Genomic DNA, 26369 nt, shown 5'->3' with positions numbered 1-26369 from the left:
CATTGTATCGCGAAGGTTTCGTGAGGTTTGTTACTTTTATCACAAAGTCTAAAAACTACATTTTAATATTTCCTTTGTATGTTGCTTGATGTGCAGAAAAAGTAAAAAAGAACTGCCGCAGAATGAATGCGGCAGTTCTCAGATATTATGGTTACACCATCGCTGGTGCTTTTACTTCTACTGGTGGCAGTGCTTGCAGACCAGCCGAGTTCAGGAAGTTCCAAGGTTTGTTGTAATGTGGCTGGAAGAAGAAGTCGACGAAGGCCAGCTCATCTACCGTCATGTTGTTCTGGATGCAGACAGAGATCGTATTGATCGACTGTGTCAGATCAGCCTGTGACATCACCTGCGCACCAACAATGCGGCGTGTAGCCTGTTCATAGATTACTTTGAGCAGCAGCTTCTCTGCCGTTGGCATGAACTCCGGACGGTAAGCATCTTCAAGCGTTACAGCTTCAACGACCAGGCCCTCATCCGCAGCAGATGCTTCCGTCAGACCTGTACCTGCAATATTTTGCTCATAAATTTTGATACCTGATGTGCCTTGTGTACCCATATACGGTGTCGTAGGACGAACCAGGTTCCGTGCTACGAGTGTGCCCATCCGCACGGCGTTGGTTGCCAGAGGAATGTACGCTGCCTTGCCGGTTGGGTTGTAATGAATCGCACAGCTGTCTCCAGCAGCGAAGACGTCTTTTTGGCTGGTTTGCATATATTTATCGACGATGATTGCGCCGTTCGGCAGCATATCCACTTGGCCTTTGAGCAGCTCCGTATTTGGACGGAAACCAATGCACAGAATAACGAGGTCCGTTTCGAACTCTCCTTTGGATGTAATGACCTTGTTCACTTTGCCATTCTCTCCGGTAAATTTCTGAACGGTTTGGCCCAGCGCCAGCTTGATGCCGTGTCCAGTCAACGTCTCTTCAATGGCATCCGTGAACTCGGGGTCGAGATATTTATTCAAGATCCGGTCTACGCTATCGATCAGTGTAACTTCCTTGCCGTTCATTTGGAAAGCCTCCACCAGCTCGATCCCGATATATCCTGCCCCTACCACGGTAATGCGTTTGGCATGTTTGGCTTTCTCAATGATCGTGTTGGAATGGTTGTAGTTTTTGCATAATAAAATGTTGTCCATCTCGATGCCTTCCAGCTTCGGTACGACAGGCCATGAACCTGTGGTCACGATCAGCTTGTCGAAGGTATCTTCGAATTCTTCCCCTGTTTTCAAGTTTTTAGCCTGAAGTTTGTGACCTGCAGCATCTACTGACGTCACTTCGTGAAGCATTTTGGTAACGACACCGAGCTCAGCCAGTTGATTTGGCGAAGAATAGAACAGTCCGTCCGGATCTTTCACCACGCCACCTACATAAAGCGCAATCCCACAGGATAAGAAGGAAATATTGTCATTGCGCTCATACACTGTAATGGTAGCATCCGGGTACAATTTGGCGGTGTTAACGATGGCTGCGGTTCCTGCGTGTGTACATCCGATAACTGCGATTTTCATGATAAGGTTCCCCCTTGGAGTATATAAATATAAGCATTTTCTTCATCTATCATTAGTTCCTGAATAACTGAAAATAGGCTGCGGCACTTGCTTTAACAGTTGTGAATATATTCACTAAACAATTTAGCAAAGTATTGTGAAAATATTCACTACCAATCTGTCATCTTTGTGATTAATTTCACTTCATGTACTCATTATAATGTGAACTTTTTCACATTTCAAGTCTTTTCTCAAATAAATTTAAATTTTAATCTATTTGTAACACCTATGCCCTACTCATCATTCATCGCATGAAGCAAAGTATGCCCGCATTTGTCGGGGATTATGCCTTTTTGACGCTCTTGCAGACAGGAATAAAAAAGTGTATTCGAGCAGCTTCCACCGCTGCCAAACGCTGTTATACTAGTACCACCGGAGACGGTAACGCTAATGTACATTTCAATGAATCTTCTCCCGAAAGGAAGGATTACACCATGCTGAGAGCCGTTGTATGTGATGATGAATCCATCGTTATTCAGGGTCTGCAAGGAATGATTGACTGGACAAGGTACGGAATTGAGTTAGTTGGGACCGCTGGGGACGGGCTATCTGCACTCCATATAGTCCAGGAGCTTCAGCCTGACATTATTCTTACCGATATTCGCATGCCCGGATTGAATGGACTTGAATTGATCGAGAAGCTTACCGCTATTCATCCCGATATTGCCTGTATTGTCTTCAGTGGCTTTAATGAATTCGATTATGTAAGGCGTGCCATCCATTTGGGAGTCATCGATTATCTGGAGAAACCCATTACGATTGAACATGTTGAACAGGCACTCGTAAAAACGGTTGATCGGCTTCAGCGTCATCAGACTCTTGTTACACTTCAAAGCCAGTGGTCAACTGGGAAACAGGAGCTGCTGGAAAAGGCAACGATGGATCTCATGGTTCTCGGAATTGAGGCTATCCCAAAATGGAAGGAACTGTTCGGCCCGGAGGCCGACCAGATTACAGAAATTCGTGCAGTCGCTCTGAGTTCCCCGCTCTCCCCTTCTGAGCCGAATTGTCCCGGTTATCAATGCATACATACAGGAACTGGAGGAGATTATTTGCTGGCTATGTTCCCTGTCATGCCTGCTGTCGAAGGAGATGTATCTGTGACCATCAATGAAATTCATTCCACGCTGTCACCTTTGTCGGATCACAGCCCTCTCGTTATCGGGTTAGGCAATGTGTATTCGCTCCATCAGGCGCAGCAAAGTTACCAGGAGGCCCGCAAGGCGTTACGACATGCTCAATTCACCGGGCAGCCCTGGGTCGCATATTCGGATATGGTCCAGATGGAACAGTCTGTCATGGATGTTATGACGCAGCATAGAAACGACCTCGAGCTATGTCTGCGAACCCGTGACCGCCGAGGGCTGCTGATCGCCTTGAAACAATTCCAAGCCTGGAGCAAGACTTCAAAGATTGGACCCGAACCGCTGGAAAAAGAATCGCTGCGACTCATCTACACAGCGCTGGATGCTGTCCGTAAACAAGGGGTTGACCCTGTTGCCCTCTCTCCTGTGCTTGAACAGATTCATGGCTTACATACACGCGATGCCATGTTTGATTGGCTTCGCGAGCAATTGGACCTCGTTTTTCAGGCCATCTCCACTGAACCGAATGTAACATCTAGGCATCCTGCTATTTTGAAAGCGCTATCTTATATGAACGAGCATTACTCCTCAGATATTTCATTACAGGAGGTTGCACAATATGCCGAATTGAATCCGACTTATTTCAGTCTTCTCTTCAAAGAACAGACGGGAACATCCTATATTAAATATTTGACCCATATGCGGATTGATCTTGCGAAGTCCATGCTGTCTCAAGGATTGCGTGTCCATGAAACAGGTACAAGGGTTGGGTACCCCAATTACAGACATTTCACAGACACCTTCAAGAAAATTACGGGCATAACGCCTGGGCAGTACAGAAGCAGTTGTGAAGAAGACAGATCTCATCAGGAGCGTGAGAAATGATGAAGCAATGGATGTATACGTTATCTATGCCACGCATTAAACGTGTCCGTACCCGTTTTCTGATCGCCATGATTATGCTCTCCCTGCCCTCCCTGTTTTTGCTCGGCTTCATCTCCTACAATGTTGCCAAACAAACCCTGGTGGAGATTAGCACACAAACAAACCTGGAGCAGCTGCAGATGTCGGGTGAAGTAGCTGATCTGCTGTTCAAAACAATAAACAATCTGCACATATCCATTGTCATGAATGATGGCATTAAGGACGCTCTTCGCGGCAGCAATGCGCAAGGAGGCAAGCAAACAGCGGACGGCGTAACACTCCAGCGTCTAAAAAACGTTCTGAGCAACAGCTCCATTGACAGCAAATATATTTCATCCGTCTGCCTGCTTGATCTAGATTTTCGCACGTATTGCGAGGGGAGATCGGATGAGGCAGGCATCTACGAAATTCCAGACAAAGTTAGCGCCATTACCGCTTCGGATTGGTATTCACGTGCCGTTACAGCCAAAGGAAAAATTGTATATTATCATTCTGATGTGTTTGGCACCTCTGATGACTCCTTCTCTACTGTCAAGCTATTCCGGGATGCGGACGACCCGGAGGGAAGGACGATTGGACTGCTTATTATCAACATTTCGGACGGGATCTTTAACAAAATTTTCAGCACCAGCCACTACGGCTCCTACATGGCTCTGGACACTGCACAAGCGAAGATTCAATCCGTATATGGTACAAACACCGGATGGGAATCGGATTCAGGCACCATGCCAAGTGTCATCCAAAGTCTGGAGCATGAAGGATACCTGGTCAACACATATCGCAATAGCGTGACTGGCTGGACGTTCATTCACATGGTCGAATCCAGCGAGCTGTTGAAACAATCCCGTTCAATTGGCTGGGCAACAACACTTATCGCCACCTTCATCGGTATAATAGCGCTTGTCTCTTCCTACACCCTCTCAGGCACCATTACACGGCCGTTATTACGGTTAAAGAAAATGATGGTGGACTGGACACTTGGCCATAGCAAATTCCCTGAACGATTTGCCCCGGACGAAGTGGGCGTCATTGCGGAAACCTTCAGGCGAGTAGCCCTCGAAAGGGACGAACTGAACGAACGCCTCCTGCAATCGAAACTTAAAGAGCGTGAGGCAGAGCTTCGAGCTCTTCAATCACAGATTAAGCCTCATTTTTTGTACAATACCCTCGATTCGATCTACTGGATGGCCACGCTGAAGCAAGATACAGCTATTGCCCAAATGGCGGTATCCTTGTCTGAAAGCTTTAAGCTCAGCCTGAACAAAGGACAGGAACGCATTCCGGTGTACATGGAGCTCAAGCATATTGAGCATTATTTGAATATTCAGCGCATTCGCTTTGGTGAACGGTTCACTTACATTGAAGAGGTGGACGAAGCAATCAAGGGAATGAGCATGATGAAGCTTATGCTGCAACCCCTGGTGGAAAATGCAATTTATCACGGCCTGGAGCCCCAGGTGGGTGAAGGCACCTTGCGTTTGAGGGGAATTCTGGATGAGGGATATATGCTGTTTATAGTGGAGGATAACGGTGTCGGCATGAAGGATATATCCCGCACTCAGCAAGGCTTCGGATTGCGCAATGTGCAGGAGAGGCTGGATCTAACCTATGGTGCAAGCAGTACATTTCAGGTGCAAAGTGAAATGGGACAGGGCACCCGGGTCACCCTCCGCTTTCCCGCCACCTAAAAAAAACAGACATTTATCCAAATAATAAAGCGCTTACATATATATGATCGCTCCCTTAACATATAAGCATCGGCAGCGCCTACCTTTTGGCAGCTATCAAAAATCTCAACAAGGGGATGAGAATATGTTCAAGAGAAAAACGGAGTCCGCATCTGCCCTCCCGAGAAGCAGGCAGCGTTCAAAGCCCACTATTATGTTCTGTGCCATCGCCATGCTGGCAGCTGTGCTGTCCGCCTGCTCTGGTACAACGGAGAGTAGTTCCAGCTCCTCAAGCGGAAGCTCAAGCAATCAACAGGAGCAAGTTACACTTACCCTGCTTGTCGATAATTCGCAGGATGCTGTAAACCAGGCCAATGCTTACATCAGCGCTTTTCAAAAACTGAATTCGGATATCAAAATCGAGCTGGAGACCCGTCCTAACGGTTCAGAGGGGGACAACACCGTGAAAACCCGGCTCGCCACCGGAGATATGGCTGATGTGTTTTTCTACAACTCCGGTTCTCTGATGCAGGCACTATCCCCGGAGAAAAATCTGCTGGACCTGACGGATGAACCACTTATGGACAACATTATGGATGCCTTTAAACCGGCGGTAACCTATAAAGGACGCATTTATGGTGTACCCTCGGGCTCCACTACAGCGGGAGGCTGGTTCTACAATAAAAAAATCTACAGCCAGCTCAACCTGACGGTACCCAAGACATGGAACGAGCTAATGGAGAACAGTAATAAAATCAAAGCCACCGGTATTACCCCCGTCATCGGCACCTATAAGGATTCCTGGACCTCTCAACTGGTCGTTTTGGCGGATTATTACAACATCCAGACCCAGGTACCGGATTTCGCTAATCAGTTTACATCCCATCAAGCGACGATTGCAGGCACACCTGCCACACTGCGCAGCTTCGAGAAGCTTCAGGAACTGCATGACCAGAACTTCATGAACAAGGATTTCCTAGCAACGACTTACGATTCCGGATTAAAAATGCTGGCCGAGGGCAAGGGAGCACAATATCCAATGCTATCCTCCGCTATTCCAGCCGTGGCTCAAAACTTCCCCGATCAAATAGAGGATATCGGTTTCTTCGCACAGCCGGGGGACGATGCATCAGCTAACGGCCTGACGATCTGGCTTCCAGGTGGAGCATACATCTACAAAGAAAGTGAGCACATCGAGGAAGCCAAGAAGTTTCTGGCCTTTATCGCATCGGTCGAAGGAACGAAGACTGTAGCTGCGGCATCCTCACCTACGGGACCCTTTCTGATTCAGGGGGCCTCGATTCCCGATAGTGTACCTACCGTTGTTAAGGAAATGCTGCCGTATTTCGATTCGAACCAGACGGCACCCGCGTTGGAATACCTCTCACCCGTCAAAGGCCCAAGCCTGGAGCAGATTACCGTCGAGGTTGGCTCAGGCATCAAAACGGCTGCAGAAGGCGCTGCCGCCTATGACAAGGATGTTGAGAAGCAGGCCAAGCAGCTTGGATTGGATGGATGGTAACCTCAATCTACGTTCATTTCATAAGAAATCCAGTTAACCCAGAGGAGAGAGCGATGTGAATAAAACCGTCAAACAGACGTATTCTTATTGGTTTTTGCTGCCGGCGGCACTCGTCTATCTGGTGATTTTTATTTTGCCGACGGCCCTGTCCTTCTTCTTCAGTCTGACACGATGGAATCTGACCGAATGGGAATTCATCGGGCTTGAGAACTTTGTTACTTTCTTTCAAGAGCAATCCCTTAGCATCGGATTCAAAAATACATTGATCTACGCTGTGGTGACCTGCGCTCTTAAAGTGGTCATCGGCCTGCTGCTCGGCGTGGTGCTGACGTCCAAAATTCGCTCCAAAAGCTATCTGCGCTCCGTCATATTTTTCCCGACCCTGATCAGTACGATAGCCGTTGGCATTGCCTTTAGCGCTATGATGCATCCGACAGAAGGGATCATTAACTCAGGCCTCGCCTTGATCAGAATAGAGGGACCAGATTGGCTGGGAGACGTCAGGCTCGCCCTGCTCTCGGTAGCTTTTGTAGATGTGTGGAAAGGCCTCGGCTTCGCGACCGTCATCTATATAGCAGGCATACTCAGTATCCCGGAAGATTACTATGAAGCTCTGCAGATGGATGGCGGCAACGGCTGGCACAAATTCTGGAACATTATTGTCCCACTTTGCCGCCCAGCTACGCATTCGGTCATTATCCTGTCCTTTATTGGCGGATTGCGTTCCTTCGACCTGATCTGGACGATGACCAAGGGAGGCCCCGGCTTCACCACCGACCTCATTGCTTCCATTATCTATAAACAGTACCAGGGAGGCTTTTACGGTCTTGCCACGGCAGGCAATGTGATTCTCTTCATCCTGGTTACACTGCTCGCCTTACCACTGTATTCCTATATGAATCGAAAGGAGGCCGAACTGTGAAGCTGCATCGCGCTCGCAACTGGATATTGGAAGCAGCGGGAGTGCTGTTCACTATCGTTGCTTTCTGGATACCGTTCTACTTCATCATCACCAACGCTGCCAAGGACGTGAAGGAAGCATCACTGCTCAATCTGGCGCCGCCCACCGTGTTCCAGTTGTGGGATAACATACAAACCGTGGTTTCGGCCCGCGATTTCATGCTGATTCGTGCCTTCTTTAACAGTACTGTATTAACCGTTGCTTCCATCGCCTTCATCATTGTTTTGTGTGCCATGGCTGCATACGTTATTCAGCGCAGACGTGACCGGCTTACGCCGCTGTTCAATTTTCTTGTGCTCGCAGGACTTATCATTCCTCCGGCCATCGTACCGACAATCTGGGTACTGGATGGGCTGGGGCTGTTCAAAACACTGCTGGGACTGATTCTCGTGGAGGTTGCACTGGGTTTGCCATTTGCAATCATTCTGTACCGTGGCTTTATGTCGGCGATACCGCGGGAATTGGATGAGGCGGCTGTGATCGATGGATGCAGCGGCATACGGCTGTTCTTCAGCATCATTCTGCCCCTGCTTCAGCCGGTAACAGCCACGGTAATCGTCCTGTCCTCCGTTACCATTTTCAATGATTTTACAAATCCACTCTATTTCTTGCCTGGCTCCAAAAATGCGACCGTTCAGCTGACCATGTACAACTTCCAGAGTCAGTATGTGACGCAGTACAACCTGTTGTTCACCAATATTCTGCTTATTACTCTGCCGCCGCTTGTCCTGTTTCTGTTCTTCAATAGACAGATTGTATCAGGCATGACGGCAGGCTCCGTCAAGGGCTGACCTTCAATCTACAAATACCCGAATGATACGGGTCCTGGGAGGAATTATTCATGTCTGATCTTTTTATTGAAACCTTAACCTGTGAGTACAGGGAGCATTGCCTAGGCACAGATGTCCGTCGCCCACGTTTCAGTTGGATCACACAGTCAAGTCGGCGAGGAGTTGTACAATCAGGCTACAGAATCCAGCTGACAGCAGGGCATGACTTCGAAGCTCCCTTATGGGATACAGGTCATGTGATCTCGTCGAATTCCGTTCATATCGAATATGCTGGTCCAGAACTCCAGCCGCGAATCGCATACCAGTTCAGAGTCCAAGTCTGGGATACCAACGGAAGCGAGTCGGATTGGAGTGAGCCTGGTCAATTGGAGACAGCTCTATACAGCTCGAATGCCTGGCAAGCGAAGTGGATTACGCCGGATACATCAAGGATTGATGCTGATGCACACCCTGCCTTTCTTCTGCGACGTGAATTTGGCCTGCGTTCATCCTCCCCTGTCGTGTCTGCCCGGGTCTATTCTACTGCTGCCGGCCTATACGAGCTGTACCTCAACGGTTCCAAAGTATCCGCAGATCTGCTGACACCGGGCTGGACAAGCTACCATCACCGACAACAGTACCAGACCTACGACGTGACTCATCTGCTGCATCAGGACGCCAACGCAATAGGGGTCATGCTGGGAGATGGCTGGTACCGGGGCGGGCTTGGATTTGAAGGGCGAAACTATATGTACGGGCCGAATCGCGCCGTACTGATTCAAATGCATATCCGCCATGAGGATGGCACGGAATCCGTTGTAATCTCCGACGCCGATTGGCGATGCTGCCTGGCGCCGATCCTATACAGCAACATCTACCATGGAGAAACGTATGACGCAAGGCTGGAGCAAAGTGGCTGGATGAACCCTGCCTTTGACGATTCGCAATGGGTGGAGGCTGAGCAACTGGATTTATCCTATGATCATCTGGTTGCCCAAGAGAATGTCCCCACCCGCGTTACAGAGGTCGTGAAGCCGATTCAATACCTGTTAACACCTGCGGGTGATCATGTGCTCGACATGGGACAGAACATGGTTGGGCGCATTCGGTTAAAAGTTCAGGCCCCTGCCGGGACGCAAATTGAACTGCGACATGCTGAAGTACTTGATCGGGATGGCAATATTTATTTTGGCAACCTTCGTCCGGCGAGACAGACGATTACTTATATTACCAAGGGTGAAGGTACGGAAGCATATGCCCCCTACTTTACCTTCCAGGGATTCCGTTACGTTAAGGTTGAGGGGTTCCCTGGTTCGGAGCAGGGGCTGCCCTTGGACGCATTTCAGGGAGAGGTCATTCATTCGGATATGGCTTCAACAGGGGACTTTGCATGCTCGGATGAGCGGATTAATCAGCTTCAAAGCAACATACGCTGGGGGCAAAGAGGCAATTTCGTCGATGTGCCTACCGATTGTCCACAGCGGGATGAACGATTGGGCTGGACTGGTGATGCCCAGGTGTTCATCGGCACCGCCCTGTTCAATTATCACGGTGGACCGTTCTTTACTAAATGGCTGCGAGATGTAAAGGCAGAGCAGCACTTGGATGGTGGTATTCCTTTTGTCGTGCCTGACATTATTGGCGGAGCCAGTTCGGCGGCCTGGGGAGATGCAGCCGTCATCTGTCCGTGGACCATCTATCAATTTTACGGTGACCTGAGGCTTCTTGCAGAACAGTATGATAGTATGAAACGCTGGGTCAACTATATCCGTGTCCAGGGCGATAACGAATTTCTGTGGAATACCGGATTTCACTTCGGAGACTGGCTGGGGCTGGACGCGAAGGAGAACAGCTATAAAGGGGCGACACCAGAAGATCTGATTGCCACCGCTTTCTATGCCCATTCGACACGGCTGGTACGAGATACGGCAAGTATACTTGGTAATGAAGAAGAGGCACGGCAATACGGGGAGTTGCTTGAGAATATTGTTCAGGCCTATCGGGATGAGTATATGACGCCGACAGGTCGGGTCGCCGTTCCTACGCAGACAGCTCATGTGCTCACTCTGATGTTTGATCTGGCAGAGCCGGTATTACAGCAGCGCGTGGCCGCAGACCTCAACGATCTCATTATTCAAAATGACTACCATCTGACGACAGGGTTCGTCGGGACACCATATCTGTGCTTTGCACTCTCAGGCAACGGTTACCATAGCACAGCGGTCCGATTGCTCATGCAGGACAGTTATCCTGGATGGCTGTACTCCGTCTCCAAAGGTGCAACCACGATCTGGGAGCATTGGGACAGCATCAAGGAAGACGGCTCCTTCTGGAGCGATGACATGAATTCCTTTAACCACTATTCCTATGGAGCCGTTGGCGAATGGATGATCCGCAGCATTGCCGGTCTGGACATGGTTGCTCCCGGATTCAGGGAGGTACGGATTGAACCGTTATTCGGCGCGAATCTGCTCACTCATGCCAGCGCCTGGCATCAGACCCCTTACGGTAAGCTGGAGTCAGGTTGGCACGTCCGAGGCAAGGAAATGGAAGTGAGCGTCACCCTGCCTGTTAATACAACTGGCCGAATCATTCTCCATGGCGCAAAGCTCGCCTCCCTGCAAGAGGGCGGAAAAGCTGTCACAGGCAGGGAGGGCATCACTTCCGCTAAAGAAACCTCCTCCGGTGTAGAGCTGATTGCAGGCTCAGGAAGCTACACCTTTATTTACGAGTACGGCGACCTGTTTGTGGAAAGCTACACTGAAAAAACAAGATTAAATGAGCTGCTTATGGACCCTCATGCGAAAGAAGTCGTAGAACGACATGCGCCCCAGTTATTGACCGGAGCTACCCATAACATCGTACGTACTTCCTCCTTCCGTGAGATTAGGGAAAATGGCATGTTTCAGATGTCACCGGATATCCTGGATGGCATTCTGGAGGAATTGTCTGCAAATCCCTCAGCCAAACAAAAAGTTGAGATGTGATGAAGCTTGGTAGAGCATAGCCTTCATTTCAAAATAAATTCAAAAAAAAGCCTGTCCTCCAATCGGGAGGCAGGCTTCTCGTTCATTTTATACGCCAAGCAGCTTTTCAATCTCAGCAGACATGGCTTCAGGGGATTCTTTTGGTTCAACACGCCCTACAACTTCACCATCACGATTTACGAGGAACTTGGTGAAATTCCATTGGATGCTGTTGTCTTCGCCAACACCAGGTTGCTGCTCACGCAGATACTTGAATAATGGATGCGCATCTTCACCATTTACGTCGACCTTGGCAAACACCGGGAAATTAACGCCATAGTTGATTTGGCAGAAGGATTCTGCTTCCTCACTGGTACCCGGCTCCTGGCCGCCAAACTGGTTACAAGGGAAACCCAGTACAACCAAGCCTTGATCACGATAGCGATCATAGAGCTTCTGCAATTCACCGTATTGTGGAGTCAGTCCACACTTGCTGGCTGTATTGGCGATCACCAACACTTTGCCTTGATACAGATCGAGTGGAACTTCCTGATTTGCGGTCGTTACCGCCTGATACGAATATACGGACATGACTGATTCCTCCCATGAGTATGATGTAGGTTGGGCTGCTGTATGTACTGTACCGAATGATCATGCGGCACACAGCCTGTCTCTATATTATAGACCTGAGGCGATCAATTACCAAATCTTTGATTACACCCTGCTCAAGTTTATTTGCAGAACCACAATTCCTCCATCAACATGGACAGACCTTTCGCCAATCATCCCGGTTGTTACTCGTCCACATTCCCGTAACCAGGTGTAGCTGATTGCTCCCATCCTGTAGAACTCCTAGAATGCGAATGAGCCGCGTGCATAACGCACAGCGGCTTCATTCTATCGTTTAGGACCACATACGGCCCGTTTCATTTAAATTCCTGTCGCGTGACGAACGCGTTGCTCTGTCCGTGCTCCAGCATGAACCATTGCACTGTTCATGACCACTTGTTCTGGAGGTGCTGGTTGCTGACGTTCACCCGCAAGGGCGTAAGGCAAGCAGAGCGGTACACCGGAACGTGGATCAATCACGATATCAGCTTCAATGTTAAATACTTCGCGAAGCACATCGGAGTTCATAACCTCTACAGGTGAACCTGTAGCGATGGCTTTACCTTTTTTGATACCGATCATGTGATGCGCATAACGGGAAGCATGGTTCAAGTCATGCACAACCATTACGATCGTACGGTTTGCTGTGGCGTTCAGCTGCTCCAGCAATTGCAGTACTTCAAGCTGGTGAGCCATATCCAGGAACGTTGTCGGCTCGTCCAGGAACAGAATGTCTGTCTCCTGTGCAAGAGCCATGGCGATCCAGGCACGCTGACGCTGTCCACCGGACAGTTGATCGATTGGACGATCATGGAACTCCGTCATGCCTGTCACTTCAATAGCCCACTCAATCATGCGTTTGTCTTCAGCACGCATTGATCCAAAACCTTTTTGATAAGGGAAACGTCCGTAGGACACCAGTTCGGTTACGGTAAGTCCTTCGGGCGCTGTTGGATTTTGTGGCAAAATCGCAAGCTGCTTGGCTACTTCACGCGTGGACTGCTTATGGATGGACTTCCCGTCGAGCAATACACTACCTGCTTTTGGATTCATGATCCGTGCCATCGTTTTCAGGATCGTAGACTTCCCTGAACCATTGGCTCCAACAAGTGCTGTAATTTTTCCTTGGGGAATTTGAATATTCAGATTATCAACAATCAGTCTTTCCTCATAAGCGATATCCAACTTGGACGTCTCCAGACGAAACATGCGATCATCCCTCTCTCATTTATCCCGGTTATGTATTCCGGCTATGACAACGAAAACGAAATTGTAGTTCAGCGTATTTCCGGCGCAACAAGATCTTATACTCTAAAGATACTGATAATCATTATCATTTGTCAACAGTAAATACTAAATTCCTTGACGGTTAAGAGCTATTTTTGAGGTGTTTTACTAGAAATCGATCAGATTGTCCGCACTTTATGTGAGAGCTTTTCTCATCGTGTACGTGCATTTCATCGCTTTGCGTTGGCCGAATTTACCCAGCATCTTAATAATGTGTCCGAATTGTGAAAAATAGACCTATATTGATTCATTTTGTAAAACTCACATCCATCGCTTGAACAAAAAAATACAGCCCCTACGAAATTCTTCGAGGTGGCTGTATTCACATTAATAGTATATTCACGTAATACCGCTTAGAGCTTCGGTTCCGGGACTAGGTTAATCACAGTCGTTCCACTCTGAACACTTACGATGTCCTTTAGATCAAAATCGGCCGGAAGTTCGACTTGGTGCCCATAAGGATACAGACGATCTGCTTCGGCAACAGTCAGGTTTTCCACTGAAGATGAATCTGCTCCTGTAGACTGAGACGAATCAGAAGGCGTGCCATCTACATCTCCCTGTCCTGTGCCTTCATCCGCAGTGTCAGAGGCTGTGCCAGTACCTGCATCCGTCGATGTGCTCCCTGCTGCTGGATCTGAAGTGTTGCCCTCCGTTGAGGCTGAATCTGCTCCTTGCTCGGTTTCTCCGCTCGGCTGAGTATCATCCGCAGTATCGGTAGAAGAACCTGCAGAGCTGCCTTCAGGCGTGCCTTCTGAGCTGTTCCCAGCAGTAGCTCCCCCATCCGGCTCCTCATTTCGGTTGAAACTCTCCCATTCACCCTCAGCATGGAGCTCCTGTGTCGTACCATCTTTCAAGTTCCATTGGAGAGTGCCCGTTTGCAAAGCATTGCTGTCCGTTTCATTTCTGTACCGGATCACCAACTGGGCAGGTGTTTGTGTACCGTCGTCCCCTTCGGATGCCGGAACGAGGTAGGCGATCTGTTCAGCGAGCTCCACCTCAGGTTCAGCAGGAACAACGGGCTCCTGTGTCGGTGGAGGTGATGCCGCAGGTGTCTCCGCCTTATCCCCTATCAAGGCATACGTGCCTCCTGCAATACCAAGAATCAGGATGATAATGACCAATCCTAGAAAAAGATTCTTCCTTTTACCTGTCAGTATGCGCACCAGCGGCGAAGACAACTCTGTTTTGGCGCGGTCGTAGGCCGGCTTCATCGTCTTGCTTGCTCTGGCATAATAGGGCTTGAAAGCTGCCTTTGACTTAAAGGCTTCGCGATCATGGGCCTTGAAATAGGCCACGATTGCATCCGCGTATCCCTTATGTGCGTTGGAGCCGCGAATAAACATGCGTTGATTCCCTGACCACTCCATAAATTGATACAAAACTTCTGTACGTCCTGAACTACTGTAGATAAATTCAATCAGGCCTGGATAATCGAGTCTGTTGCTGCCACTGCCACCGCGATAGAAAGCCAGCGGCAGTGCTTCAAATGAAGCCGTATCTGGGCGATCGCGAAGCTCTCCGGCAAGCCAGCGACGCGTCCAGCGCTGGAGCTCATTACGTTCGGCCAAAGAGAGGGATTCCAGTTCCTCTTCGTCACGCCCCTCACCGCTAAGCCATGCTCTCGCTGCCAACATCATGTTTGTACGCGCAGATACATCTGAGCCCTGGCGAGCAGCCCAGTCCCGAACCTCGTTTCCGTGCAGCAAAATATCAATGCTTAACAGCTGCTCACGGTTAACCCGCTCCAGATCGAGATCCTGGATCATAAATAAGTTAATGACGTAAGCCAGCTTATCTGCGAGCCGGGTTAAATCCTCCTGATACGCCGGTGGTTGGACAGCGGACCCAGGTCCACCTTTCCGATTAGCGCGTACTGCAGCTCCAGACTGCCCAATTCGGGCGGTAATACCTGTATCTAAGGAGCCTGCAGCTGGTACACGATCCAATATACTAACCCGCTTAAGTGCCTCATTGGCAGACTGAACGGGGTTGGGCGCCGAACACAAACGTTCACGCAGTTCGGTTGCTGTCCGTTCCAGCAAGAAGTTATTGTGAATGGCAGACGGGTGAGATGTAATCCATCTCTGGATCACTTCCACGACGTCGGCAGCTGATTCTGTGCGTTTCAACTGATTATCCAGATAGGGCTCGAACAGCAGCTTGGTCAGTGAGTCGTTCGCCAGCACTTTGTCGAAGAAAGCACGGCTTAACAGACTGTCCCGATCCAGCAAGCCATACAGTTCCTGTACAGCACGCATACGTTTCTGCGAACGGGCGTTATTGACGCCATAGATGAAATAATCCACGATTCGGGACTGTACGAGTGGCGCAGCGACCCGGAAATACTCCCCGATGCGTGCTGCAACCGATTCTTCAGGTACATTCTCCCGTTTGACGCTGTCCAGCTCACGACTGAGCAGCGTCAGGAACAACTCATTCAAACGTGAACGTTGCTGCGCTCCACCTTCCGGTTTCAAGTAGGTGAGCAAGCCACTCAGGATCTCGCTTTTGTTATTCAGGTACAACTCTTCCATACCCTGCTCCAGACGATAGAACATAGAAAGTTCCCCGTACGCTTCAATGGAGAGCTCCCGCCCAGGCTCCATTCCGGACAGCATCTCATCCGCAAAAGTATAAAATGAATCGCCGGCCGCAGGTTCGTGCAGCAGTGACCAGGCGAATTCGGCATAAGGAAGCTTCGCCACAGATGCATCTGCATGGGTAACTCTGCCCGATACCAGATCAAAGGTGAAATCCTTCTCCGTGTTCCGATCTTTCGGACGCAGCGTACCCCGCTCCACAAACTGGAGGTGGATGCCTTTCTTCGCCTGCGGCTCCTTCGCAAACGTCATAAAGCCGAGCTGCCGCCGAAACGCGTAAGGCAGCGCCGTATATAACAAACGCAGCAGTCCCTTGGCTCCGGTTGTAACTTCTTCAGCAGGCACATCAAGTGCAATATATACCTTCCGACGTGTCGCTACAGCTTGCATGACAGCGTAGAGCAGACGCTTGAATACGACCTCGTCCATTTTCAGAGCGCTAAGAATCTGGCTTGGAGAGCTTTGTCCAACACCAGCTGCTCGTGGTAATTCATTAAGCGATGGCAGCACTGTACCTTGTTCGATGTCATATGACGTGGCGAACACAGCATCCAGCCAGCCGCCTTGCTTCATCTGCTCTTCCGAGCGTTCAGGAGACAAGACATAGTTATGAGCGAAAAAGGCACTGCGCAGCCCAGTAAAGTCAGCAGACTGGTACACATTTTGCCCAAGGATCGTCTCTCCACTCTCCAGATGCAGCAGATGAATGGACGGGGGAAACTTCGTCTCATCCTTCTCACTCCGGCCCGTCAGCTCCGCTGGAGCGTCATAGACGCAGTAGGGATGAAGCACTTTTTTGATAAAAGAAGGGTCCAGTCCCGGCGATGCGGCAACCGTATCGAACCCCTCCGTTGTGCGGAACACCCCGCGCCGCTCTCGAGTATACAGCTGTTGTTCAATTGGCGGGGTTACGGAAGAACGCATCATCCCACTCTCCCCTCAATGTACTTCAGCTTGTACAGCAGCCAGAGGAATGGCTCATCGACACGGATTGGGCTGACCACACCTTGCAGCTTCATATCCACCGGATTGCTTCCCAGCGCAGACACCGCAAAGTAAGCTGTATCCTTAAAGTACACATCCATCGTGCCTTTAAACGGACGGTCCACCTTCTCGATAAAACGCCGGATCTCCCCGTCGATATTCTCGAATTCGGTAAGATCAAACCAGTCGCGGTGCACCATGTTGCGGAACACATTGCTGTTGGATTTGATATAATCACCCTCTTCGTCCTTGAGGGAATGCAGCATGTCGCTTTTGGTGAGTACAACGGCTGTTGGAATATTCGTCTTGGCTTTGTCCTGATACGCGATAAAGTCACCGAACATCGTTAACACCACGTCACGCGGCTCATCGTATCTTGGCGTCCACTCGCCTGGCTCGTTGCCAAGGTTGATGCGGATTTTGTCCCGGATCGAACGAATCTGAAGCGGGTCCACCATAAACAGAATGCCTGCCGAGTTCTTGATATGCTGCCCGTGAAGTCCCAGATAGTCCTGCTCCACCATACCTTCACCAGCGACGTCAAAGAACACCAGTGTAAGCGGCGCTTTATCTTCATCCTTGAACACAAATTGGAAAATAAACGGCTCCTGCAGCTTCTCCTTCTGCGTTGAATCCAGCAAATCGCCCCGCTCGAATAATGGTTCTTCATAATCGGCACGGAACCGGCGGCTAATCTCCGCATTCAGCGGCATGCAGGCCGCATCAAAATGATCGGCTGTGTAATGCTGCAATGTATGAATTAATGAAGTCATGTAGACGGATTTACCCACCTGGGATGCCCCGATAATGGAAATGATATTGCTTGGTGCTTTGCCTGCTGTGACAGGCAGCTCGTTGTGGCACTGTGGACATAGCCGACGCCGCGTAACGACACCGTAACGGTCGTTCAGGCCCATTACAATGTTATCCGAATAGATGCGATGTTCCTCCGGTACATCATGCGGAGCCAGCACGGCCTCCATATCAAACACCGTATCCAGTCCAAACCGTTCGCGATATCGATTGAGCTTCGCATCTTCCCCAAGTGCGTAGTCCTCATCGTCGTCGCGATGATGCGCAGCCCGGAACACAACCTCCTCCGGTGAAAACTTGCTGAAACAATACGGACATACGATATCGTAAAACAACGGCCGCTCTTCCGGCTGCTGTCTCTTCAAAAACCGACTAAAAAAGCTCATAGCCACTCCCCTCCCCTGATCCGTTAGACAACGTTGATTTACACTTGCACTACGATGACAGAGTTTCTGTGTAAGAACTCGCCTAACTATCTAGTCTGATATAAGCCGATAGGCGGCTCCATATTTCGGTCCATCCGTGAAGAACAACCTTACGTAATCGTCCTTGGCGACCTCGACGGGCGGCATCTCATTTCTCCCGGGAGCAAAATCACTCACAAAAGGGTACACCGTGCCATCTTCCTTATTCAACGGAACCCCGCCTTGCTTGCGGACATAACAGAGCGCTTCCTTCGGAACAGGTGCTTCCGTTGTGACGGTCATCAGTACACTTTTTCGTTTCTGAAAAAAACCGCTCTTGTACCGGATCGAAAAGCGAATATCCGCCTTGCCTGCACTGGCAACGACCGTGTTGTCCCCATCACGCTGACGCACCAGAACTGGCCCGTCCTCCTCCATCTGACACACATACACTGTATAACGGATGGCACCAAAACCCGTGATTCGATCCATATATCCATTGCTCGCCTTATATTCTTCTTTTGTGTATAACTTCAGCTTGCCCTGTGCAGCCTGTTCCCCGGTACGATCATCACCCATCATATCGAGCTCCAGCCGTTCAACATATACAGCTTCCACGCTCTCTGGCCAGAGCCAGCGAAGTGTACACTGGCTCTCGTCCACTGCAAGTGTCAGTCTGCGAATCAGGGGCGCTGAAGGGTCTGCATCCATAAAACGCATCTATCGCCTACCTCCAGACGTCAAAATCCTTTGCTGCGCGAATCTCTTGCCCGCTGACCGAATCCTTCCACCGAATTGGTTCCTCCACCTGCATCGCGGCGCCCACGCGTCTTCCGCGGTGTATTCTCCTTGATCGGAATGATCCAGCTGAACAGGGTTAACACACCAGATAAGATGAGCATCGCTCCAAATCTCACAAATGTATCACCAACTGTTGATCCGTCCAGACCCCATTCGAGCAGAAGTCCAGCCAATAGACCAGACACGGCACCCCCAATTCCGAAACTGAGTGCAAGATGACGGTTATCGAATACCAGTCCAAGCGACACGCCTAGTGCGACACCAATCAACAGTAAGGCAGCCACTCTAAAGATAGCCAGATACGTACTATGCTCCATCATGCCTGTACGTTCGGTCACCAGCGTTCGTTCATCAATCGTATCGTAAATTTGCTGGAATGCCAGATTAAGTCCACCGGAATCTGGTACATCATAGTACATACCGCCCGTCTGCTGGGCGATATGACGCAGCAAGTCGGTTCCGGAAGGGTCCACCAGACTCAGTCCCACCGTATTGACGGCAATCTGTTCATTCGCATACTCAGACAAAATGCCGGATGTGTCTGCATCACTGAATCCATCGGATAACAGGATCGCTACCGTTCCACGTTTCGGGTCCTGTTTGCCCTTAATCTGTTCCATCGCTTCCCGCAGTGCTGCATCGAAATTAGTTCCGCCCGAGGTCGTCACGATGCCGTCTATTTTGCTGTACACCTCATTTTTGGCAGCTTCGCTGTCCAACGGGGTGAACGGCTGAAGCAGCTCGGGGTGATCATCAAAGGTAATCACCGCCACCTGTTTGTCGCTTTCCATTTGGCTGATCAGTGTTTTGGCCGCTTCAAAGCGACCGTTATCCGGGTCTGTCTCACTCATACTGCCTGAGTTATCAATCATCAGTACGATGTCTTTGACTTGTTTCACACCGCCTGGGTTAATCTGATACAGCAATTGCAGGGCAAGTCCAACGACAAACAACAGCGCCAGCGTTGCTGGAACAAGCAGTTTCCAAGATAGTCCTAGATATCGAAGCTTCCAGGAAGCTCCGTTCAGCTTTGGCGAGATCATCTCTGCGAGTAAACAGAATAATCCAACACTAAGCGCCAACACGCCAAAGTATAATCCCATCAGCAATAGACGGGGCATTTCCCCGAGCCACTGACGCAGCATGATTTCTCCAGCCGCAAAGCCCACAGCTCCGCCAATTAGGCTGAACAGGACCAGGAGAAGATTGATTTTTCGCTGCATGTTTGCATGCATCCTTTCCAAACCAGCCGTTGAACAGCTGAATTAATACGAAACCGGATGAAGAAAAACAAGAATCTTCATGTTCATGAACGGAAAACAGATCGACGACGTCAAGCCACTCCCGGACACAGCGAGCCAATGAGATGCACTGTGCCCGGCTTTAGGCCCCTGGTTCCGTCGTCCATCTGTACCTCCCTCCCTTCCGTCCATATGAGATACAGCCTTATGTTTTAACGCATGGGTGACAGCTTCTCGGCCAGACCGGACGGATGGAGTTCATAACCATTCTCCGTATACGAATCGTAATACAACCGACCATTGCGATACACCATCAGGTCTTCCAGATGGAAGCCCCCCATCAGATTCAGCTTCTCCACACCACTGCTTCGTTCTTCGTATACCACACCCAGCTTATAGATCCGTGACGTTTCTTCGGCATGCGCCGCGTAGTCCATGAAGGCACTATGGTGATCACCAAAGAAATATTTTTCTTCATACCGATGTTCCTGCGTATAGTCGAATACTCTTACCCGAACCACTGCCTGTTCCTCCAGTGTACGATACAATCGGCGGAACAGATCATCACGGGTCAGTACATTTTTGTCTCCATAGGTAATGGTAACATTCGCTCGTAACAGCAATTCTTCCTCAAAAGGTACCCGGAGCGGTTCTGCTGTAAGCAGCATCACATGACATACTTCCATCAGACGTTGCAGGAGCCGCTCGTTTCCTTCTGTGGCAAGCTGGTTCATATCCCCCATATAGCGGTCCTCGAACCAGACATCCCGTCCACGCTTCGCCTCCAAATCTGCGATCAACGCTTCCGTCACTTTGCCGTAGTACTCCATTACGTTCTGACCGATATATTCATCTGCAGCCGCTATGCTCTCTACCGCTGTCTCACGCAAAACACGTTCCAACGTTGCCAGTGTCTCCGTTACACTGCGGCTGAACGTATGCAGTTGTTCCATCTCTGTGTCGTAGACACGAAGCAGCTGCAATTCATTCTCAAGACGCAACAATTCAACTTTGGGCACATACACGCGTTCCAGCAAACAATCGATTAAATTGCGCACGTTCTGTTTGTCACGGAAGAAGGCACGTTTGAACGACTGATCCTCTACCCGCTCCTGCTGACGCTGCTCCAGTAAGGCCCGTGCGGATTCAAGCTGCACCGATTTATCACGAATCAATCCAAGCAATGCCTCACGCACACTGCCGAACCCATTGTCACTCCAGGCGGCCCATTGAAAATAGCCAACCTCAGGATGCTCCGTGCGCGATTGCTCGGCCTTACGACGAAGGGAGCCTTCTGTGCTGCGCTGGCGTACTCGTTCCTCGGCAAGACGGACCACGTTATCACGGTAGTACGCCTCTGCCCCATGCCCGAACAGTGCTCTCTCCGCTTCACGCAGCGAGAGCGGCTTCAGATCGGTGAAGCTGACGTTATGCGTCATAATGCCGCTCATACCGCTCACCAGATCCTCATCAGGAAGAATCCCTTCCACTTTGCGCTCTACCGAAGCTCCATCCAGTCCGAAAAAGGCAAGCTTGTCCTTGATGCTCCACTCGGGTTCCTGCCGCATCCGTTCAAGCAAATAACGATACAGATGGTACAACACCGCGAGTGCAATGGGTTTGTTCGGCCGTCTAATCTCGGCAAAACCTGCACTGGCATAACCATGCTGATCCGAGGTCGTACGGATGTTATTTTTGAACGACGTATTGTTATACGTGTTGGCCCCTGTGCTCAATACGGAACCAGAGCTATCCCCATCCTGCTTCCGGTTCTTGAGCAGACAGATTCGGCAGATGATCTCGGCATTTTCGATCCACCCGCCGGGTACGCCAGTTCCCCGCTCATTCTTGTCTGACAAAATATATACGAGATCAAATAACGGAGAAGCGGGATGTACAACCGGAATGGAGATGCCGTCCTCCGTAACCAACAGATTGCCACTGAACGTATAGTCCAGCCCCTGCATGTAATCCAATTCCCGCAGAAAAGCGAGTCCCGCCGCGCTTGCATAACCGAAGGAATCGACCTGCTCCATCTCGCTGACCAGCACATGCAAATCGGTCTGTACCGACTTGAAGGATTGAGCCAATATTGTTTCGGTCAGCTTGGTAAGCTCCGGCAACAATACATTCAACGGATCATCTGCCCTGGTCACGACAGTCACGTAGATTCGATCGAACGATGAATATAGGCGTCCGTATTCGGCAATACGATTACTCACCCGCCGCAAGGTACGATTCAGACCAAAGAGTGCCTGATCTGAATCGTGGAAACTGCGATGTACGTCCTTGCGAAGCGTTTTGGAAGGTCGATCTGTCTGTATGGTGGACAAGGGAAGCACGTGACGTGTCACCTGACCCTCATCGGAAGTGCTGCCATTCCTTGCATCACTCAAGCCGTTAACACGTGCATATCCTGAATGAGCACCAGCGCTGTATTTCTTCGGTTGCACGGGGTCATGCTCACGATGACGGGCATCTTCCTGATTTTCCGTCCCAATCTGTACATAGACTACACCTTCTCCGTTATCCCACTTCAGCCGGTTGATTTCCTGGACAGCAGACACTGCCGGAGCGACCTGGTCACCCACAAACAGGAACAACGCGGGGTAATGGATGCTGCTGCGACCATCACCCAGGCTGCCTTGACGCTCCTGCTCTGCTGCATACTGTGCTGCATACTTCTCCAGATTGCGTTTCAGAGCATTGTTCGAGCTGAACTCCATCCCGGCCGCCACCCTTACTTCAGCCTTCTGCGAATGTCATTCAGTTTCGATGACATCGTTCTGTAGAACTGGTAGATGTCTTCCCCGTTCGCCAGTTCCACTCGCTCGTATTCCAGACGATCACGTGACTCCATGAACAATGCAGCCAGATCATCCAATTTCGTAAGCAGTGGCGTGATATCTTCGGAAGCGGTGAGGTCGTTATCACGGCGGGAAGCTTTGCGCAGCAACGTGCTGCGATCCTTCTCTACCAATCCACGGAAGTTGCCAAACACTTCATATTCGGCAAAGTTGCGGCTCTTCATCAGGTTCGCAAACGGCTCCCACGCGTCTTCTTCCGGATCACGGTCATAGACGTACAGCGCGCCTTTCTTCACGATGGTATCGGTGTATAGTGCTTCGATGAAGCGGTCGTACCACTGCTCCTCGTCCTGATGCTGGGCGAGAATGCCTTCCAGCTCGGTGACTTTGGCCGAGATGGCGTTCATCTTCGCCAGTTCTTCACGTACCCGCGCGATCAGCTGCGGGGAACGCACCAGGTTTTCTTTGGCCATATCTTCATTAATACTTCCGAAAATGTCCTTCACCGACACCCGTGGCAATCCTTCGGATTGCAGGCGTTTCAATTCCATGACTGCCCGCTTCACTTCACCCAGGTTCGGCGTGGTGGACGTCAGGCGCATGTCGTAGGCACCCAGCTTCGCAGACAGGTCAAACGGTTCTGTTGTCACAATTGCATAGCGGTTGCTTGTATTCTCATCAATGGATTTGGCTGTCACAATGTTGTATCCAAGCGCCTGCTCGAATTCGGTACGTACACGGGCGTTGTACTGCTTCACCCGGGCGTTCTCGTACACATCCCCCCATGACTTTTCTGGAATTGGCGACGGCAGATAGGTCCAGTTATTCTTTTCGGTTTGCACCAGATGGCGTCCGATACCTTCTTTGTCCAAAATGGTACGTTCATAACTTTCCTCATATACTTTGAGTGGTGTGTACACAAACAATGGTACCCCGTTGCGAGTGTTCAGCCAGAAGATCCGGTTGCGCACTTCACTTTCCTTAACGGTAAAATGAGATTTGCCCACCGCATTATTCTGATAATTGCGAATCCCTCTCAGAATGCCCGGCGCCTGTGCCGGCACCGATACGAATCCCCAGGATGGGAAATGCAGACTGCCTGTGCTGTTGCTCAGATTGAACACCGGAACGGCCTCATCATCCAGTTTGCCTGCAATGAAGCGTTCCACGAATTTCTCGACCGACTCGTCCTGTCCATATTTGATAACCAGGAAGTCCTCCATCGAGCGGGTAATCAGATCTCCGAACTTCTCGGTCAGGAAATCAGAGATGGAGCTGACGATATCGATCTCATTCTCTTTCACCCACTGGCTGGAGTTCTCCAGCAATTCACGCGAGAAGTCGCGGATCAGGTCATCCGTATCGCGCTTGTCCAGCAGTCCATCCACCACACTGACGATATCCGGCACACTTACAACGTTCCAGTAATACGTTTTGTTGCCTTTATGATCGGACTGTTCTTCGCCGCGTGTAAGGATATCCCCGTTTTTGGAGAAGATCGAGCTGAGTGCGTTCAGCGTTTCGGTAAATACGTTATAAATGCGGCTGTTCTCCTGGTTCAGCAATTCGTACAGGTCCTCGTAGAACTCGATCATCTGATCGTTGCGTTCCACATCGGCATGCAGCCAGTACTCATGAATTTTTGCTTCAATATAAGCATTCTTCTTCTTCTCTTTGGAGACAAACGCACTCTTCGCATCGCCCAGCTTCTCTTCGGACTGCTCCTGAGCGGCCTCAATGTCACGCGGAATGCGGAAGGCATTCTCACGCAGGGTTTCAATGTACGACTGAATCATCTTCAGTACACAGAAGCCTTTTTCCGTGTAGATCAGACGGGAGACATAGAACGGACCCTGTTCAGGATGCAAAAACATACGGCGGATCTGTTCGGTGAACTGACCCGCAATCTCACCCGGCAGCTGTTTCTTCGCCTTGATATATTCCTCACGGGCACGAGCCAGGAAGTTCTGCTCCAATTCGGTATCCATGTTCACAACCTGTGATTTCACCACATTGCCATAGGACAGACGCTCGCTGTTCTGATAACCTGGGAGCGGCTCCGGCACACGGGCTTCAAAGGACTTGACCACACTTTCGAGATCAATGCCGAGCTTGCGGGCAAATTTCTCGGTATCCTCCTGGTTTGGCGCTTTGGAGAACATGGTGTTCATTTTGTCGAACATGCGGTAAGCCAGATAAGTCGTCATTTCTTCAATCGGCAGTACCGCTGAGGATGCACCGATAATGTTGTAATCATAGTTGGCCGGATAGGCTTTGTTCATCTGTGCAATGTTCGTGCGAATGTTGCTAATATAATCGTGGATGGCAAACTCCTCGCCGGATTGCTTTTCCTCACTCGCCATAAAGTTAGTGATGTTCTCGGCGGTGACGTTCATGCAGTAATCATAGGCGTTCTCCAGCAGTTTGCCTTCCGTGTTGGTTGCGGAAATCAGATGACACAGGTTGAAAGGCGGCAGCGGTGAATTTACGGTCAGAATATTGCCGTATTTCTGAGAGAAACGCTCTCCCCGGCTATCCACGTTCATCCAGTAATCCAATTCCTTGAGCGCAGCGTATCCATTCTTGCGGATATATTCACGAGTGTGTTCACTCAAGCTTTTGTTGGACAGATTCACGTCTGGGGTGAACAGATAACCAAGCGTATTCACGCGGTCAATCCCGGCAGAGCCGTGATCACGTTCGATAATCCCGCGCACGATATAGGAGATATCGAGGAAACAACCACTGCCTGTACCGCCGGAAAGACCTGTCAGCAGGAACACCATCAGTTTTTTGTTGGTGCCTACAGATAATGTTTTGATCTTTTTGTCGATCGCCTGTACGACCTGGTTAATCTTCGTAAACAGCAGCAGACGTCCAGCCTGACGCACCCCTGCGGCTCCGTTCATGCCATCGGTGATGCTCAGCTCCGGAGACAGCCAGTCCGTAATGTACGGCTCCAATACGCTGCGGTTCTGAAGCAGTCCCCCAATCTCGGCATTGGACAGCAATACGAATTCATTAATTGGATCAAGTCCGATGCCTTTATACTTTTTGGCGCGATCCTGTTCATTCGTTTCAAAAGCAAGAAACTCCACGTTGGACGGTTTGTCCATTTTTTTCTTAGATACCGGGTCCTGCGGCAGCTTGAAACGTCGGTTAATCTGGTATTTAAGACGCAACAGTGCATCAATACCTGTTCCTCCAAGACCGATAATCAGAATCGGGTTATCAATTGTATCGACTCTGATTTTCTCACTGACAATCCCTCCGCCAAGCGATACATCCAGTTGCTGAATATGTTCTCTAACAATCGGTTTCATTCGTTGTCCTCCCTTTAGTTAACGCAGTCGGAACTACACATGATTACACT

Annotated in this window: 16 protein-coding genes; 7 read left to right on the top strand and 9 right to left on the bottom strand. The window is 50.0% G+C overall.

Annotated features, from left to right (window positions below; all coding sequences use genetic code 11):
- Positions 1-151: 151 nt before the first annotated feature.
- Complete coding sequence (locus BMY78_RS21555; RefSeq protein WP_090903436.1) at positions 152-1513, bottom strand: FAD-dependent oxidoreductase; 1362 nt, start codon at positions 1511-1513, stop codon at positions 152-154.
- A gap of 473 nt (positions 1514-1986) precedes the next feature.
- Between BMY78_RS21555 and BMY78_RS21550 the strand changes: the two genes are divergently transcribed.
- The 6 genes from BMY78_RS21550 to BMY78_RS21525 all read left to right on the top strand — a co-directional run bounded on the left by BMY78_RS21550 (position 1987) and on the right by BMY78_RS21525 (position 11468).
- Positions 1987-3522, top strand: coding sequence for a response regulator (locus tag BMY78_RS21550; RefSeq protein ID WP_177185833.1), 1536 nt, complete (start codon positions 1987-1989; stop codon positions 3520-3522).
- Positions 3519-5249: a cache domain-containing sensor histidine kinase gene (locus tag BMY78_RS21545; protein WP_256222256.1), complete on the top strand. Its 1731-nt coding sequence runs from the start codon at positions 3519-3521 to the stop codon at positions 5247-5249. Before BMY78_RS21550 ends, BMY78_RS21545 begins: the two co-directional genes overlap by 4 nt.
- 124 nt (positions 5250-5373) lie before the next feature.
- Positions 5374-6750, top strand: coding sequence for an ABC transporter substrate-binding protein (locus tag BMY78_RS21540; RefSeq protein ID WP_256222255.1), 1377 nt, complete (start codon positions 5374-5376; stop codon positions 6748-6750).
- 55 nt (positions 6751-6805) lie between these two features.
- Positions 6806-7672, top strand: a complete 867-nt coding sequence (locus BMY78_RS21535; protein WP_090903434.1) for a carbohydrate ABC transporter permease — start codon at positions 6806-6808, stop codon at positions 7670-7672.
- A complete protein-coding gene (locus tag BMY78_RS21530) occupies positions 7669-8502 on the top strand; it encodes a carbohydrate ABC transporter permease (RefSeq protein ID WP_371129180.1) in 834 nt (277 codons plus the stop codon). Before BMY78_RS21535 ends, BMY78_RS21530 begins: the two co-directional genes overlap by 4 nt.
- Before the next feature lie 50 nt (positions 8503-8552).
- Positions 8553-11468: an alpha-L-rhamnosidase gene (locus BMY78_RS21525; RefSeq protein ID WP_090903433.1), complete on the top strand. Its 2916-nt coding sequence runs from the start codon at positions 8553-8555 to the stop codon at positions 11466-11468.
- Positions 11469-11555: 87 nt separating this feature from the next.
- Here BMY78_RS21525 and BMY78_RS21520 read toward each other — a convergent pair whose 3' ends face one another.
- A complete protein-coding gene (locus tag BMY78_RS21520; RefSeq protein WP_090903432.1) occupies positions 11556-12038 on the bottom strand; it encodes a glutathione peroxidase in 483 nt (160 codons plus the stop codon).
- Here BMY78_RS21520 and BMY78_RS32625 point away from each other — a divergent pair.
- A complete protein-coding gene (locus BMY78_RS32625; protein WP_143067066.1) occupies positions 12037-12273 on the top strand; it encodes a hypothetical protein in 237 nt (78 codons plus the stop codon). The genes BMY78_RS21520 and BMY78_RS32625 overlap by 2 nt on opposite strands.
- A 104-nt stretch (positions 12274-12377) precedes the next feature.
- Here the strand turns inward: BMY78_RS32625 and BMY78_RS21515 are convergent, their stop codons facing one another.
- From BMY78_RS21515 to BMY78_RS21485, 7 genes are all read right to left on the bottom strand, one after another.
- The gene (locus BMY78_RS21515; protein ID WP_090903431.1) at positions 12378-13265 is read right to left on the bottom strand and encodes an ABC transporter ATP-binding protein; all 888 of its coding nucleotides are present in this window, start codon (positions 13263-13265) and stop codon (positions 12378-12380) included.
- Between the two features lie 431 nt (positions 13266-13696).
- A complete protein-coding gene (locus BMY78_RS21510) occupies positions 13697-16873 on the bottom strand; it encodes a GAP1-N2 domain-containing protein (protein WP_143067065.1) in 3177 nt (1058 codons plus the stop codon).
- A complete protein-coding gene (locus BMY78_RS21505; RefSeq protein WP_024632789.1) occupies positions 16870-18129 on the bottom strand; it encodes a TRAFAC clade GTPase domain-containing protein in 1260 nt (419 codons plus the stop codon). The genes BMY78_RS21510 and BMY78_RS21505 overlap by 4 nt, the downstream gene beginning before the upstream one ends.
- A 90-nt stretch (positions 18130-18219) precedes the next feature.
- Complete coding sequence (locus BMY78_RS21500; protein WP_090903429.1) at positions 18220-18867, bottom strand: beta-mannanase; 648 nt, start codon at positions 18865-18867, stop codon at positions 18220-18222.
- Positions 18868-18887: 20 nt separating this feature from the next.
- Positions 18888-20171, bottom strand: coding sequence for a vWA domain-containing protein (locus BMY78_RS21495; RefSeq protein WP_090903428.1), 1284 nt, complete (start codon positions 20169-20171; stop codon positions 18888-18890).
- A 230-nt stretch (positions 20172-20401) separates the two neighbouring features.
- The gene (locus BMY78_RS21490; RefSeq protein WP_256222254.1) at positions 20402-22915 is read right to left on the bottom strand and encodes a transcription initiation factor TFIID; all 2514 of its coding nucleotides are present in this window, start codon (positions 22913-22915) and stop codon (positions 20402-20404) included.
- A gap of 14 nt (positions 22916-22929) precedes the next feature.
- On the bottom strand, positions 22930-26319 hold the full coding sequence (locus BMY78_RS21485; protein WP_090903426.1) for a tubulin-like doman-containing protein: 3390 nt from the start codon (positions 26317-26319) through the stop codon (positions 22930-22932).
- Positions 26320-26369: the final 50 nt, after the last annotated feature.

It is taken from the genome of Paenibacillus sp. OK076 (assembly GCF_900110055.1).
In the GTDB taxonomy this organism is placed as follows: Bacteria; Bacillota; Bacilli; order Paenibacillales; family Paenibacillaceae; genus Paenibacillus.
The sequence above is the reverse complement of the archived record's forward strand: the minus strand, read 5'-3'. Positions and strand labels throughout refer to the sequence as shown.